Source organism: Streptomyces humidus, assembly GCF_014649655.1.
GTDB lineage: Bacteria > Actinomycetota > Actinomycetes > Streptomycetales > Streptomycetaceae > Streptomyces > Streptomyces humidus.
This window is the reverse complement of record NZ_BMTL01000008.1, coordinates 142,535-157,147: the sequence shown is the minus strand read 5'-3', so window position 1 is coordinate 157,147 and position 14,613 is coordinate 142,535. Positions and strand designations below refer to the sequence as shown.

General features: G+C 73.4%; 11 protein-coding genes. 3 read left to right on the top strand and 8 right to left on the bottom strand.

Translation table 11 applies throughout. The features are described 5' to 3' along the window. Position 1: 1 nt before the first annotated feature. The 7 genes from IE239_RS11680 to IE239_RS11650 all read right to left on the bottom strand — a co-directional run bounded on the left by IE239_RS11680 (position 2) and on the right by IE239_RS11650 (position 7,520). Positions 2-1,006 (bottom strand): alpha-ketoacid dehydrogenase subunit beta, encoded by a 1,005-nt coding sequence (locus IE239_RS11680; RefSeq protein WP_190149307.1) that lies wholly within the window; start codon positions 1,004-1,006, stop codon positions 2-4. Beyond that, the gene (gene pdhA / locus IE239_RS11675) at positions 1,003-2,112 is read right to left on the bottom strand and encodes a pyruvate dehydrogenase (acetyl-transferring) E1 component subunit alpha (protein ID WP_190149181.1); all 1,110 of its coding nucleotides are present in this window, start codon (positions 2,110-2,112) and stop codon (positions 1,003-1,005) included. The genes IE239_RS11680 and pdhA overlap by 4 nt, the downstream gene beginning before the upstream one ends. After that, on the bottom strand, positions 2,109-3,899 hold the full coding sequence (gene acsA / locus IE239_RS11670) for an acetate--CoA ligase (protein WP_190149180.1): 1,791 nt from the start codon (positions 3,897-3,899) through the stop codon (positions 2,109-2,111). Before acsA ends, pdhA begins: the two co-directional genes overlap by 4 nt. 204 nt (positions 3,900-4,103) lie before the next feature. Beyond that, on the bottom strand, positions 4,104-5,132 hold the full coding sequence (locus IE239_RS11665; RefSeq protein ID WP_190149306.1) for an alcohol dehydrogenase catalytic domain-containing protein: 1,029 nt from the start codon (positions 5,130-5,132) through the stop codon (positions 4,104-4,106). Positions 5,133-5,256: 124 nt separating this feature from the next. Further along, positions 5,257-6,135, bottom strand: a complete 879-nt coding sequence (locus IE239_RS11660; protein ID WP_190149179.1) for a universal stress protein — start codon at positions 6,133-6,135, stop codon at positions 5,257-5,259. A gap of 254 nt (positions 6,136-6,389) precedes the next feature. After that, complete coding sequence (locus IE239_RS11655; protein WP_190149178.1) at positions 6,390-7,067, bottom strand: CBS domain-containing protein; 678 nt, start codon at positions 7,065-7,067, stop codon at positions 6,390-6,392. Between the two features lie 24 nt (positions 7,068-7,091). Continuing rightward, entirely contained in the window at positions 7,092-7,520 is a 429-nt protein-coding gene (locus IE239_RS11650) for a cyclic nucleotide-binding domain-containing protein (protein ID WP_190149177.1), read from the bottom strand. 361 nt (positions 7,521-7,881) lie between these two features. On the opposite strand from IE239_RS11650, the gene IE239_RS11645 reads away from it, so the two are divergent. The 3 genes from IE239_RS11645 (at position 7,882) to IE239_RS11635 (ending at position 12,141) form a co-directional block, all read left to right on the top strand. Further along, positions 7,882-8,757 (top strand): universal stress protein, encoded by an 876-nt coding sequence (locus tag IE239_RS11645; protein WP_190149176.1) that lies wholly within the window; start codon positions 7,882-7,884, stop codon positions 8,755-8,757. 48 nt (positions 8,758-8,805) lie between these two features. Then, on the top strand, positions 8,806-11,247 hold the full coding sequence (locus tag IE239_RS11640) for a glycoside hydrolase family 65 protein (protein WP_190149175.1): 2,442 nt from the start codon (positions 8,806-8,808) through the stop codon (positions 11,245-11,247). 144 nt (positions 11,248-11,391) lie between these two features. Continuing rightward, positions 11,392-12,141 carry a glucose 1-dehydrogenase gene (locus tag IE239_RS11635; RefSeq protein ID WP_190149174.1) on the top strand — a complete coding sequence of 250 codons (750 nt, stop codon included), beginning with the start codon at positions 11,392-11,394 and terminating at the stop codon, positions 12,139-12,141. Between the two features lie 59 nt (positions 12,142-12,200). On the opposite strand, the gene IE239_RS11630 is transcribed toward IE239_RS11635, so the two are convergent. After that, on the bottom strand, positions 12,201-14,531 hold the full coding sequence (locus IE239_RS11630; RefSeq protein ID WP_190149173.1) for a heavy metal translocating P-type ATPase: 2,331 nt from the start codon (positions 14,529-14,531) through the stop codon (positions 12,201-12,203). Positions 14,532-14,613 lie beyond the last annotated feature (82 nt).

Here is a 14,613-nt window from a genome sequence, read left to right as displayed (position 1 = left end):
GTCAGTCCACCGCCCGGTGGGCGGCCGCGACGATGTCGGCGGTCTGCGGGAGCGCGGCCTCCTCCAGCTGCCGGGCGTACGGCATCGGCACCTCGGCGCTGCACACCCGCTCGACCGGCGCGTCCAGTTCGTAGAACGAGTCCTCCGCGATGCGGGCGGACACCTCCGCGGCGAGGCTTCCCGTCCGCCATGCCTCGTCGACGACGACGGCACGGTGGGTCCGGGCGACGGAGGCGTTGACGGCCGCGTCGTCGAGGGGGCGTAGCGTGCGCAGGTCGATCACTTCCGCACTGATTCCCGCCGCGGCCAGCTCGTCCGCCGCCGCCAGGGTCTTGGGCAGCGAACCCCCGTACGTGATCAGGGAGATGTCGGTGCCGGGGCGGCGGATCGCGGCGTGGTCCAGGTCCACGGGCGCGGCCGGCGGGAGCAGTTCTCCGGAGACGTTGTAGAGGCCTGCGTGCTCGAAGACCAGGACCGGGTCGGGGTCGGCGAGCGCCGGGGCCAGCATGTGGCGGGCGTCCTCGAGGGTGGCGGGGGCGAGGACGCGGATGCCGGGGATGTGCGCGTACCAGCCCTCCAGGCTGTGCGAGTGCTGCGCGCCCAGCTGCCGCCCGGCGCCCGTGGTCATGCGGATGACCAGCGGTACGGGCAGCTGGCCGCCCGACATGTGCAGCAGGGTGGCGGCGTTGTTGAGGATCTGGTCGAGGGCGAGCAGGCTGAAGTTGACGGTCATGATCTCGACGACCGGCCGCATCCCGGCCAGGGCGGCGCCGATGCCCGCGCCCACGAACGCGGACTCCGAGAGCGGGGTGTCGCGGACCCGTTCGGGCCCGAACTCCTCCAGCAGGCCGAGGCTCACGCCGAAGCATCCGCCGTAGCGGCCCACGTCCTCGCCCATGAGGAAGACCCGGTCGTCGGAGCGCAGGGCCTCCCGGAGCGCCTCACGCATGGCTTCCCGGTAGGTCGTCCTCGCCGCCAGGTCTTCTCCGTCCGCGCCCACCGTCAGCTCACCGCCCCCGCCGGGGAACTGGTGACGTGGCGCAGGAGGTCGCCGACGGGCTCCCGCGGCGCCTGTTCGGCCGCCTCGACCGCGTGCTCGATCTCGGCGGTGATCCGCCGCTCGATCCGGGCCATGTCCTTGTCGCGCAGTTCACCGTTCTCCCGCATACGGTCCCTGAGCAGCTCGATCGGATCCCGGGACTTCCACTTCTCGATCTCCTGCTTCTCGCGGTACCGGTCCGGGTCGTACATCGAGTGGGCGCGGAAGCGGTAGGTGCGCAGTTCCAGGAAGTGCGGTCCGGTACCGGTCCGGATGCCCTCGACGGCCCGTCGGGCCGCCTGTTCGACGGCTTCGACGTCCATGCCGTCCACCGTCCAGGCGACCATGCCGTACGAGGCGGCCCGCATGGCGAGGTCGGTCTGCGCCTCGTGACGTGCCAGGGCGGTGCCCATGGCGTAGAGGTTGTTCTCGCAGACCAGCAGCAGGGGAAGTCTCCACAGCGCCGCGAGGTTCGCCGTCTCGTGGAACTCGCCCTCGGCGAAAGCCCCGTCGCCGAAGAAGCAGCAGGTGACGCGGTTCTGCCCGCGCATACGGTCGGCGAGGGCCAGGCCCGCGGCCGGCGGGAGGCCGCCGGCGACGATCGCGTTGCCGCCGTAGAAGCGCCGGCTCGCGTCGAACAGGTGCATGGATCCGCCCCGGCCGCCGCTGCACCCGGTCGTCCTGCCGTACATCTCGGCCATCACGGCGTCGGCCGGGATCCCGCGGGCCAGGGCGTGCCCGTGTTCGCGGTAGGTGGACACCACCGCGTCCTCGGGGGCCAGTGCCTGGGTGACGCCGACGGCGACCGCCTCCTCGCCGATGTAGAGGTGGACGAAGCCGCGGATCTTCGTGGCGCTGTACAGCTCGACGCACCGCTCCTCGAAGCGCCGGATGCGCAGCATCGTCTCCAGCAGGTCCCTACGGTGTCCGGGGTCTGGGTCCGGGGCCGAGCCGGGGCCGGGGACCGGCCGTCCGGCCGGAGCGCGGCCGCCCGCGCCGCGCTCGGGCGTCTTCTTGCCGGACTTCGCAGGCGCGGAGTCCTTACGGGTGCGGGTGGGACGGGCCACGCTCATCCGGATCCCTCCAGGGTCGACAGGTCTCCCATCGGCAGGCCCAGTTCACGCGCCCGCAGCAGACGGCGCATCACCTTCCCGCTGCGGGTCCTGGGCAGGTTCTGGTCGAACGCGATCTCCCGGGGAGCGACGGCGGGGCCCAGTCTGCGGCGGCCGAACGCCAGCAGCTCCCGCTCCAGATCCGGCGTCGGCTCGACGCCGGGGCGCAGGGACACGAACGCCTTGACGACGTTCCCGGCGACCGGGTCCGGCCGTCCGATCGCCCCGGCCTCGGCCACCGCCGGGTGCTCCATCAGCGCGCTCTCCACCTCGAAGGGGCCGATCAGATGCCCTGCCGACTTGATGACGTCGTCGGCGCGTCCCACGAACCAGTACCAGCCGTCCGTGTCGCGGCGGACCAGGTCACCGGTGAGGTACCAGCCGCCGGCGAACGCCGCGTCGTAGCGCTCCTCGTCGTGCAGATAGCCGCGGAACATCGACGGCCAGCCCGGCCGCAGCGCCAACTCGCCCTCGACGTCGGCGTCCCGTACCTCGCGGACGCTGCCGTCGACGACCAGTGCCCGGCCGTCCTCGCCCCGCTCCAGCACGGTCGCCTCGACGCCGGGCAGCGGTCGTCCCATCGAGCCGGGCCGGATCTCGCAGCCGGCGAAGTTCGCGATCATGATGCAACCGGTCTCCGTCTGCCACCAGTTGTCGTGCACCGGCAGACCCAGGACGTCCTGCCCCCACACCACGGCCTCCGGATTGAGGGGCTCTCCCACAGAGGCGACGAACCGCAGGGCCGACAGGTCGTAGGCGCGCGGCAGGTCGTAGGGACCCTCACGGGGGGTGGCGCGCATGAGCATGCGCAGGGCCGTGGGCGCGGTGTACCAGACCGTGACACCCTGTTCGCCGAGGACCCGGTACCAGCGCCGGGCGTCGTAGTCGCCCTCGTCGACGACCACCGTGGCCCCGTGCGCGAGCGGGGCGACGATCCCGTACGACATGCCGGTGACCCAGCCCGGGTCGGCGGTGCACCAGTAGACGTCCTCGGGGCGCAGGTCGAGTGCGTACGCGGCTGTCGCGTAGTGGGCGACCACCGCCTCGTGCACGTGGACGGCTCCCTTGGGCGTGCCGGTGGTGCCGCTGGTGAAGTGCAGCAGGGCCATGTCGTCGGGCGCCGTCGGCGGGATCGTGAACGTGTCCGGGGCCTCGGACATCAGGTCGTCGAAGGAGACGGTGCCGGGCAGTTCACCGGCGCCGTCACCGACGATCAGGACGTGTTCGAGCCCGGGAACCGACGCGCGGAGCCCGGCGATCTTGCGCCGGTAAAGGGCCGCGGTGGTGACGAGGACCCGCGCGTCCCCGAGCCGCAGCCGCTGTTCCACCGGGTCGGGGCCGAAGGCGGAGAACAGCGGGCAGAGCACGCTGGTGTTCTTCAGCGTGCCCAGCACCGCGGTGTACAGCTCGGGGCAACGGCCGAGCAGGGTGAACACCCGGTCGCCGCGGCCCACGCCGAGCGATCCGAGGACGTTCGCGAAGCGTGCCGTACGGCGGGCCAGTTCCGCGTACGTGACGGACGAGACGGAGCCGTCGCGAGCGACGCACCGCAGCGCGACCCGGTCCGCGCGGGCCGACGCCGCGTGCCGGTCGACCGCCTCGTGGGCCATGTTGAGGCCGCCGCCGGGCAGCCCGGCCAGGTCGTCGCGCGCCCGCGCCCAGGTGAAGGCCGAGCGGGCCCGGTCGTAGTCGGCGAGGCGGGGTGGGACGACCGGGGTGGTGTCCTTGCGGATGGTCTCCCAGTGCATCGGCGCTCCTCCCGGCACTGCCTCTGGTCTCCAGGGTCTCCGAGTCGGCCCTCGACTGCACTTCGGCCGCGCGGCGCGGTCCGACGCGGCGCGGTCCGCGGCGACAGGGGAGGGGTTCGGCCCGGCCCGTTCGGATCCGCGACCGCCCCGGCCCGTTCGACCGGCGACAGGCCAGGCTCGTTCGCACCGGTGCCGGGCCTCCTGTCAGGCGCGGTGCAGGACCACCTTGAGTGCTCCCGTGGCCGGTCCGTGGGCGAACGCCCGGTAGGCGTCCTCCATCCGGTCGAGGGGGAAGGAGTGCGTGACCAGCCCGGAGACGGGGAGATCCCCGTACCTCACCCGCTCCAGCAGCCACGGTGTGGAGGACGTGTCCACCTGACCGGTGCTGATCGTCACGTTCTTGCGCCACAGGGACTCGAGATGCAGGATGACCGGCCTGCCGTGCATGCCGATGTTGGCGATGTGTCCGCCGGTGCGGACGACGCGGGTGCTCAGAGCGAAGCCGTCCGGTTCCCCCGACGCCTCGATGACCACGTCCGCGCCCGGTCCCTCGGACAGGTCGGCGACCAGCTCGCCGGGCGACCCGGCGGCCTCGAGCCCCATCCGGGCCGCGGCTTCGAGCCGCGCGGGGGACAGGTCCACCACCACGACCCGGCGGGGCGAGTAGAGGCGCGCGATGCCCGCCGAGGCGAGGCCGACAGGCCCCGCTCCCACCACGACGACGGTGTCTCCCGGGCTCACATGGCCGTTCCGCACCCCGACCTCGTAGGCGGTGGGGAGCACCTCGGAGAGCAGGATCGCGTCGTCCAGAGCGACGTTCCCCGGCCGTCGGTGGGCGGAGCGGTCGGCGAGGGGCACCCGCACCAGTTCGCCCTGGGTCCCGTCGATGCGATCGCCCAGGAGCCGGCCGCCGCCCCCACTGCACTGCCCGAACACGGTGTCGCGACACTCCCTGCATCGACCGCACGCCGAGACGGCCGACACGATCACCTGGTCGCCGGGGCGCAGATGGTGGACGTCGCGCCCGACCTCCACGACCTCGCCGACGGCCTCGTGCCCGAGAACCGTGCCCGGTTTCACCTCGGGGAGGTCTCCTCGCAGGATGCGCAGATCGCTGCCGCAGACGGTGGTCGCGTCGACGCGCACGATCGCGTCCGTCGCCTCCTCGATCACCGGGTCGGGGACGGTGTCCCAGGAGCTCTGTCCCGGACCGTGGTAGACGAGCGCTCGCACGTTGCTCACTCCCTTGCTCCCCCACCTCAACGGTCACTCCGGCCGGTCTGCCCGGCAACCGGGCCCGTCGCCCCGTCGGCCTGTCGGGCTCACCGGACCACGGGGGTTCCGTGGCGGGCCCGGCTCAGTCGTGGGGGACGACCGCGACAGGACACCGTGCGTGGTGGGCCGCGGCCTGGGCCACGGGCCCCAACCGAGCCGTCACGGTCGGACGGCGCCTGCGCCGGCCGACGACCAGCAGGCCGGCGCTCCCGGAGGCGCCCATGACGGCCCTGGCGGGGCTGTCGAGACGGACCGTCTCGCTCACGGCCACGCCCGGGAACCTCTCGCGCCAGGGACGCAGGGCCAGGTCCAGGCCCTTCCGGGCGTCCTGTCTGACCTCGTGGGTCACCGTGTGGTCCAGGCCCCAGGGAGCGTACGCGTGGAGCGGCACGGCGCGGCCGTGGACGGCTCGCACGGGGACGCCCCGCGCCGCCGCAGCGGTGAAGGCGTACTCGAGCAGGTCGTCGCACGGGGCCTTCAGCTTCAGTGCCACCACCACGACGCCGGGCGGCCCGGACGCGGCCGCGTGTCCCTCGTCCAGCCGCTCGGCGGCGCGCACCAGCACCACAGGCCGGTCCGACCGGGCCACCACGGGCATGCCGACGTCCCCGAGGAAGTAGCTCTCCGCGGAGGTGAGGCCCCGTGAGCCGAGCACCAGCTCCTCCGACTCCGACGCCGCCCGGAGCAGCGCGTTCCGGGCGTCGTCGGCGACCAGGTCCTCGACGACCGTGAGGCCCGGGTGACGGGCCAGGAGCTCCGCCCGGGCGTGGTGGACAAGCCGCTTCGCCCAGTGGTTCTGGTCGATCTCCGCGGGGATGCGCGTCGGTTCCGGCACCAGCAGGGGCCACGCGTGCAGCAGGCGCACGGCGAGCCCGCGCCGCTCGGCCTCGTCGGCCGCCCAGTGGGCGGCGGCGAGGCTCTCGGGTGAGCCGTCGAGGCCCACGGTGAGGACTCGTTCCACGGTGAGGCCTCCGTCTCGGTGGAAGCGGGAACGGACGGTGAACGCGGTCGCCCTCCGGCGCCGGTCGTGGCCTCTGCGTGGACCGCCGGGGCGGGCCGTGCGCGGAGGGTGTGCTGCCGGACTCCGCTTCGCGGTGACGCTGTCCGGCGCCGCCGTGATGTCGCTCGCCCTCGGGTTGACCGGACCGGCTCAGCGTCCGCCGCTGCGCGGCTGACCGTCCTCACCGCGAGAGGGGCGGCGGCCGGCGGCGTGGCTCACCGGGGGCCATCGGGACGGGCCGGTGTCGCGGACCCGCCCGTGAGGTGGGGCTCGACGTCCACGACACCCTCGACGGCGCGTACGAGGCGCACCGCGACCGAGATGAGGGAGGTGTCCTGGATGTGTCCGCGGAGGGTGACGACTCCTTCGTCCACGTTCACGTGGATGGCGTGACTGAAGGCCGGGAAGAGGTAGGACACCACGGTGCGGCGGACCTCCTCCTCGATGTCGTCGTCCGACCGCAGGAAGACCTTCAGCAGATCGGCGCGGCTGACGATGCCCTGGAGCATGCCGATGTCGTCGACCACCGGCAGCCGCTTGACGTGACGCACCGCCATGATCCGCGCGGCCTGCGCCAGCGTCGCGTCGGGGCGCACGGTGACGGCGGGAGCGCTCATGAGCTCCCCGGCCGTCGTCGCCCCGGCCTTGGCGACGTCGGGCAGCCGCTCCCGCTGTTCGTACATGCTCTGCTCGCCCTCGCGGAACTCCTCCTTGGGCAACAGGTCGGCCTCGGAGACGACGCCGACGACGCGCCCCTCGCCCTCCAGGACCGGCATGGCGCTGACGCTCCACTGCTCCATGGTCCGGACGATCTCCTTGAACGGCGCGTCGCGCCCGACGGCCACGACCGTCTGCGTCATCACATCGCTCACGATGTGCGGGGTCTCGGGCATGTCCCACCACCTCGTCTCGCTTCGTCAGGGAACCTCGCCCGCGCCGTAGGGCGCGTACAGGTCGAGCAGCCGCACCCGGGCGGCTCTGAGCCGACGCGCGAGCACGCCCGACACATAGGTGCACAGCTCGTGGTCCAGCCGCGGATCCTCGGCGCACAGCGCACGGACCGCCGCCGCGTCGAACTCGTAGGCCCGCACGGGGCTGGCGGCCTCGGCCCCCAGATGCCAGACGTAGGGAGGGACCAGCCAGGACCAGCCCAGCAGCTTTCCCGCGCCGAGGGACTCGATGACCGCGGGCTGCCGGCCCGGTACGCGAAGGTCGAGAGAGACCGTGCCCGTGTGGATGATCCAGAACCGGTCGGCCGTCGCGCCCTCGTCGAAGATGCGGTCGCCCGTCGCGAACGACACCTCATGCGCGAGCGCCATGAGCTGCTCGCGGTGTTCCTTGGTCATGGCTGAGAAAATGCCGGTCCTCCAGACCACTGAGGCCTTCCCTTCTCCATGGCCTCGCGGGCGGAAGCGGGGCTTCGTACCCGGTCACGACGTCTCGCCGTGCGGGGCCGTGGTCTTCGTAGGCGCGGACAGGCCCGGAAGCGCGTCGCGGCGAGGGGGCGCACCCCGTGCCGTGTTCCTCCCTGACGTACGTATGACTCCACGATCGCCGCAAACCGCCGTGGTGCAACCCGGACGGGGGCTCCGCCTCCCGGCCCGCACGGGTGCGACGAACCCGTTCCCCGTGTCGCGACGGGCCCGAGGCGGTGCGACGGTAATACAGGAGGTCTCGCGGTTCCCTGGCAGGAAGGCGGTGGGGAGGATGGAGCTCCCGCTGGTCGTGGGCGTCGATGGATCGGATTCCAGCCTGGAGGCCGTGGACTGGGCGGTGGACGAGGCGGCACGTCACGGGCTGCCGTTGCGGCTCGTCCACGCCTCCAGGTGGGAGCGGTACGAAGGGGCCCGCCCGTCCTTCACCACCGGCCGCCCGTCCGAGGAGATCATGGCGAAGCACATCGCCGCGTCCTGTGCCGAGCGCGCCCGGCGGCTCGGCCCGGAGCTGAAGGTGTCGAGCGAGGTGGTCGCCGACGACGCCGCGGCCGTGCTGCTGAACACCGCCCCCGAGTCCTTCGCCCTGGTGACGGGCTCGCGCGGCCGCGGCGAGATCGCCGGCACGCTGCTGGGGTCGGTCAGCCTCACGGTGGCCGCCCGCGCCGTGTGCCCGGTCGTCGTGGTCCGTGGCGGGGAGCGCAACCGGCGCGGCTCCTGTGGCCGGGTCGTGGTCGGTGTCGGCGAGGGCGCCGAGAGCTCGGCCGCCGTACGGTTCGCGTTCCGGGAGGCCGAGGCGCGCGGCTGCGCACTCCACGCGGTCCGGGCCTGGCGCCGCCCCGCACACGAGCACGCGGACCAGCCCCTGGTCGTGGACGATGCCGTCCGCGCCCACGAGGAACAGGCCTCCGCCCGCCTCACCGAAGCGACCCGTGACACCGCCCGGGAGCATCCGCGGGTCGAAGTGCACCGCCGGACCGTCGAGGGCCCCGCTCACCGGGCTCTCCTGGAGGCGGCGGCCGAGGCCGATCTCGTCGTCGTGGGAGCACTGCGCAGGCACGGCCGCTTCGGTCTGCAGCTCGGCCGGGTCGCCCACGCCCTGCTGCACCACTCCGAGTGCCCCGTGGCCGTCGTCCCGCAGCGAGCCTGAACCCCCGCGCGTCCGCACGTGCGGTGAGGGAAGAGGGCGAGGCGAGGGATGCCGGACTGGACCTGGGAGTACGACGGATACGACCCCGCTGCCGAGCAGTTGCGCGAAGCCCTGTGCACGCTCGGCAACGGCTACTTCGCCACCCGCGGCGCGGTGCCCGAGTGCACGGCGGGCCTGACGCACTACCCGGCCACCTACGCGGCCGGGGTCTACAACCGGCTGGAGTCGACGGTAGCGGGACGCCGGGTGGTGAACGAGGACCTGGTGAACCTCCCGAACTGGCTGCTCCTGCGATTCCGCCTCCGCTCCGCCGACGGGACGGCGGGCCCGTGGTTCTCGCCCGACACATCGCGGCCGGCCGGCCACCGGCACGTCCTGGACCTGCGCAGAGCCACGCTGACCCGCACGTTCCGGCTCCAGGACGCCGAAGGGCGTGCGCTGCGCGTGGAGCAGGTCCGCCTGGTGCACATGGCGGATCCCCATCTGGCCGCGCTGCGGACCGTGTTCACGGCCGAGGACTGGTCGGGGGAGGTCGAGGTCGAGTCCGGTCTCGACGGCGAGGTGACCAACGGCAACGTGCACCGGTACCGCGCTCTCGACAGCCGTCATCTCACCCGGGTGCGGACGGGAGCGGTGGAGCCCCGGACGGTCTGGCTGAGCTGCCGGACCAGCTCCTCGGACGTCGGGGTCGCCATGGCCGCCCGCACCGTCGTCGTCGGCCGGCCCCCGTCCTCGTCGGAGCTGCGTCCCGGCCGCCGCAGGGCCGTCCACCGCATGGTGGTCCCCATGGCGCCCGGCGACACCGTCACCGTGCAGAAGACCGTGGCGCTGCACACCTCACGCGACAGGGCCATCAGCGGTCCCCTCGAGGCGGCCCTCGACCGGGTGACGGCGGCGGGCGACTTCCCGGCCCTGCTGCACTCCCACGTCGCGGCATGGCAGCGGCTGTGGCGGGCCGCCGACATCCACGTCCCCGGCCGGGCCGGCCGCGTCCTGCGGTTCCACCTCTTCCACGTCCTGCAGACGCTGTCGCCGCACACCGCGGACCTGGACGTGGGCGTCCCGGCCCGGGGGCTGCACGGCGAGGCGTACCGCGGCCATGTCTTCTGGGACGAGCTGTTCGTCCTGCCGTACCTCAACCTGCACTTCCCGGAGGTCTCCCGGGAACTGCTGAACTACCGATACCGGCGCCTTCCACGCGCCTGCCGGGCCGCCGCCGAGAGCGGCCGGGGCGGGGCGATGTACCCGTGGCAGAGCGGCAGCGACGGCCGCGAGGAGACCCAGGAACGGCATCTCAACCCCCACTCCGGGCGCTGGCTGCCCGACCACTCCCGGCTGCAGCACCACGTCGGCTCGGCCGTCGCCTACAACGTGTGGCAGTACTGCGAAGCGACGGGCGACACCGAGTTCCTGCACACGAGGGGTGCGGAGATGCTCCTGCAGATCGCCCGCTTCTGGGCGGACCTCGCGGTCCTGGATCCCGCCACGGACCGCTACCGCATCCGGGGCGTCGTCGGCCCCGACGAGTACCACGACTCGTATCCGGGCGCGGTGCTGCCGGGGCTGGACGACAACACGTACACCAACGTCACGGCCGCCTGGGTCCTCGCGCGCGCCCTGGACCTCCTGCGGCGCCTTCCCCGGTGGCGCCGTGCGGAACTGCTCGACCGCATCCGGCTGAACGACGACGCGTTCCCCCAGTGGGAGGAGGTCTCGCGACGGCTGACGGTGCCGTTCCACCAGGGCGTCATCAGCCAGTTCGAGGGCTACGACGCCCTCGCCGAGCTGGACTGGGACGCCTACCGGGCGCGCTACGACAGCATCCGGCGGCTGGACCGGATCCTGGAGGCGGAGGGCGACACCGTCAACCGCTACAAGGCGTCCAAGCAGGCCGACGTCCTGATGCTCGGCTATCTGTTCTCGCCCGCCGAGCTGCGGGACCTGTTCCGGCGTCTCGGGTACCACCTGGACGACGAGGTCTGGCGCAGGACCGTCGACTACTACCTCCGGCGCACCAGCCACGGTTCCACACTCAGCGGGCTGGTCCACGGCCTGGTCCTGGCCAAGGCCAGACGGGCCGGCGCCTGGCAGTACATCCAGGAGGCCCTGGAGGCCGACATCGCCGACATCCAGGGCGGCACGACCGGCGAAGGCGTCCATCTCGGAGCCATGGCCGGCACCCTCGACCTGGTTCAGCGCGGCCTGACGGGACTGGAGACGCGCGAGGACGCCCTGTGGCTGGACCCGGTGCCGCTGCCCGCGCTCTCCGAGTACGGGTTCTCCCTGCGCTACCGCGGCCACTGGGGGGTGACCGTACGGCGTCGCAGCCGTCGTCTGCAGATCGGCATACCCGACTCCGAGGAGTCGTCGATCCGCGTGATGCTCCCGGACCGGGCCGTCACCATCGCTCCGGGAGAGACCTGCACGCTGGTGCTGCCGGAGGACGGGTTCGCCTGGACGGGCGAGCCGGGCCCCGGGCCCGCCTCGTGATCCGCCGCACCGGGCCGTAGGTCCCGAAACGGTGCTCCCCTTCCACCGGGTGACCGTCCACCCGGCCTCCCGCGTGCGCACGGGCCGCGCAGAACCCACACTGGTTCTGGATCACCGGACGCAAGCATCGTGCAGGAGGTCGTGATGGGACGTCTCGACGAAGCGGTGGCGATCGTCACGGGCGGCGCCCGGGGCATCGGGGCCGCCGTGGCACGCCTGCTGGCGGAGGAGGGCGCCGCCGTGGTCGTCGCCGACGTCCTGGACGCCGACGGGGAGAAACTGGCCGCGGAACTGGGCGCCCCGGCCCGCTACGCGCACCTCGACGTGAGCACCGAGGACGGCTGGCAGGCGGTGGTGGCGCGGACCGAACGCGAACTGGGCCCGGTCTCCGTCCTGGTCAACAACGCCGGGATCCTCGAGTTCGGGACGATCGAGGAACAGACCCTCGAATCCTTCCGGCGGGTCGTCGACGTCAACCTCCAGGGAGCCTGGCTGGGCATACGGACGACGGCTCCCTCTCTCCGCCGCCGCGGCGGCGGAGTGATCGTGAACATCTCCTCGATCGCCGGCATCACCGGCTACGTCGGCATCGGCTCGTATGTGGCGAGCAAGTGGGCGCTGCGCGGCCTGACGAAGGCCGCCGCCCTCGAACTGGCCCCGGACGGGATCCGGGTCTGCTCGGTCCACCCCGGAGCGGTGCGCACGGCCATGACCGCCGGCTTCGACGACTCCTTCACCGACGGACAGCCGCTGCCCCGGTTCGGTGAGCCCGAGGAGGTCGCCCGCATGGTGGCCTTCATCGCCGCCGAGGCCACCTTCTCCACCGGCTCGGAGTTCGTCCTGGACGGCGGGGTCACGGCAGGCCCGCCCGCCCCCCTGACGTCCGCCCACTGACCCGACGTCCGCCCACCGCCCTGACGTCCGCCCGCCCGCCGACCGGTCCGCGGCAGCGGCTACGGGGCCAGCGAGAAGTAGTTCTCCTCCTCCTGGGTGAAGTGCAGGCGCAGCACGGTGTTCAGGCCGTAGAGGCAGGAGCGCAGGTCGTCGAGTTGCGCGGGGGCCAGGCCGCCTCCGGCCCGGGCGAGCTGGATGTGGGTGGCGATACGCCGGGACAGACGCTCGATCTCGGCGTGGGCGCGGCTCATGGTGGCGGTGGTCTCCGGGCCGCCGAGGGCGGGGGCCAGGGCAGGGTAGAGCTGGTGTTCCTCGGCGTGTTCGTGCGGCAGCAGCCGCTCGGTGAGCAGCCGGTGCGTCTCCTCCACGGCGGCCAGCGCCGACGGGCCCGGGCTGCCGGAGAGACGGTCGGCCGCGTCGCGGACCGATTCGAGGACGTCCTGAAGGTCGTCGTGCTCGGCGGCGAACCGGTTGATGAGCGCTTCGGCGGCAGGGGTGAGGGCCGGTCGCGAGGTCCGGTCGACGCGCAGGGCGCGCAGCGCGTTGAGGATGACGGCGACGTCGATGCCCTCCTGGAGCAGCGCGCCGACGGCGGGCGGGAGCAGGCCGACGGCGGCCGCGGCCATGGCCGCCAGCGACATCAGCATGCCGCCGAGGGCGCTCTGCAGGGCGATGTGCCGGGCGCGTTGCGCGATGGTCACGGCGTCGGCGAGCCGGTCGACGCGGTCGGTGGTCAGGACGATGTCGGCGGCCTCCGAGGAGGCGGTGGAACCGCGGGCGCCCATGGCCACGCCGATGTCCGCGGCGGCGAGGGCGGGCGCGTCGTTGACGCCGTCGCCGACCATCACGGTGACCGCGCGGGTGCGTTCGTCGCGCACGGCGGCGACCTTGTCGGCCGGAGTGAGCTCCGCGCGGACGTCGTCGAGGCCGAGGACGGCGGCGATTTCGTGGGCGGGCGCCGAGCGGTCGCCGGTGAGCATCATCAGCCGTTCGATGCCGGCGGACCGCAGGTGGCGCAGGGTGCGAGGGGCGTCATGGCGCAGGGGGTCACGCAGCAGCACGGCGCCGGAGAGCTGTCCGTCGACGGTGAGCCAGGCGACGGCCGCGCCGTCGAGGAGGGCGCGGTTGTCGGCCGCCGCGGCCCAGGCCGGCCAGGCGTCGCGGTCGCCGACGCGGCCGACGGCGACATGGTGGCCGTCGACGGTGCCGGAGGCGCCGCGGCCGGGCTCCTCGGTGACGTCGGAGGGGATCGAGAGCTCCAGCTTGCGTTCCCGGGCGGTGTCCACGATGGCCTGAGCCAGCACGTGGGGGGAGTACTGGTCCAGCGAGGCCGCCAGACGGAGGGCTTCCGCGGGGGTGAGGCCGGGGGCGGCGGTCACGTCGAGGACGCGGGGGCGGCCGCGGGTGAGGGTGCCGGTCTTGTCGAGCAGGAGGGTGCGGGCGCGGCCGAGGTTCTCCAGGGCGCCGCCGTCGCGGATCACGACGCCGAGGCGCGAGGCACGGGAGAGACCGGAGACGATGGCGACCGGGGCCGCCAGCAGCAGGGGGCAGGGTGTGGCGACGACCAGGACCGCGACCGCGCGCACGGCGGAGCCGCTGATCAGCCAGGCCAGACCCGCGACCACGAGGGACAGGGGCAGGAACCAGGCCGCGTAGCGGTCGGCCAGCCGCACGACGGGCGCGGACTCGGCCCCGGCCTGCTGGGCCAGCCGCACGATGCCGGCGTACGTGCTGTCCTGTTCGGTGGCAGTGGCGCGCAGCTCGAAGGCGCCGCCGGCGTTCACCACGCCGCTGCGCACCCCTTCGTCCCGCACGCGCTCGACCTGGAGGGACTCGCCCGAGAGCACGGACTCGTCGAGGACGGCGGTCGCGCTTTCCACGCGGCCGTCGACGGGGACGACCTCGCCGGGGCCGACGACGAGCAGGTCGCCGACGACGACCTCCGCCAGCGCCACCGTGGCCACCCCCGCGTCGGTGCGGCGGCGCGCGGAGCGCGGGGCGTGTTCGAGCAGGGCGCGCAGGTCGTGGGAGGCCCGTCGCTGGGCGGCGGCCTCGAGGGTGCGGCCGGTGGCGAGCATCAGCGCGATCAGCGCTCCGGCCAGGTACTCGTGGACCGCCAGGGTGCCGCCGAGCGCGAGCACGGCGATGAGGTCCACGCCCGCGTGCCCGTGACGCAGGGCGGCCAGCACCCACCCCAGCGCGGGGACGACCGCGGCCAGGGCGCCCAGTGCCCAGAACAGGTCCGCGAGACCGCCGGCTCCGGCGAGCCAGGCGATGCCGCCGCCGGCCAGGGCCGCCGCCGTGACGACCAGCAGGACCGGTTCGAGTCCTGGGGACGCGACCATCCTGGTCAGACCGCGCAGTCGTGCCGTGTGCGGAGAGTCGTTCATGGCGTACCTCGGTCCGGTCCGGTGCGGTGGCCGTCGGAAGGCCCCCCTCCATCACATCGCACCCCGGCGCCGACGGCATGTG

Excerpts from the sequence above, each read along its gene's own strand:
- IE239_RS11650 (WP_190149177.1), bottom strand. The coding sequence starts at position 7,520 with ATGACCAAGGAACACCGCGAGCAGCTCATGGCGCTCGCGCATGAGGTG.
- IE239_RS11640 (WP_190149175.1), top strand. The coding sequence starts at position 8,806 with ATGCCGGACTGGACCTGGGAGTACGACGGATACGACCCCGCTGCCGAG.
- pdhA (WP_190149181.1), bottom strand. The coding sequence starts at position 2,112 with ATGAGCGTGGCCCGTCCCACCCGCACCCGTAAGGACTCCGCGCCTGCG.
- IE239_RS11655 (WP_190149178.1), bottom strand. The coding sequence starts at position 7,067 with ATGCCCGAGACCCCGCACATCGTGAGCGATGTGATGACGCAGACGGTC.
- acsA (WP_190149180.1), bottom strand. The coding sequence starts at position 3,899 with ATGCACTGGGAGACCATCCGCAAGGACACCACCCCGGTCGTCCCACCC.
- IE239_RS11635 (WP_190149174.1), top strand. The coding sequence starts at position 11,392 with ATGGGACGTCTCGACGAAGCGGTGGCGATCGTCACGGGCGGCGCCCGG.
- IE239_RS11630 (WP_190149173.1), bottom strand. The coding sequence starts at position 14,531 with ATGAACGACTCTCCGCACACGGCACGACTGCGCGGTCTGACCAGGATG.
- IE239_RS11645 (WP_190149176.1), top strand. The coding sequence starts at position 7,882 with ATGGAGCTCCCGCTGGTCGTGGGCGTCGATGGATCGGATTCCAGCCTG.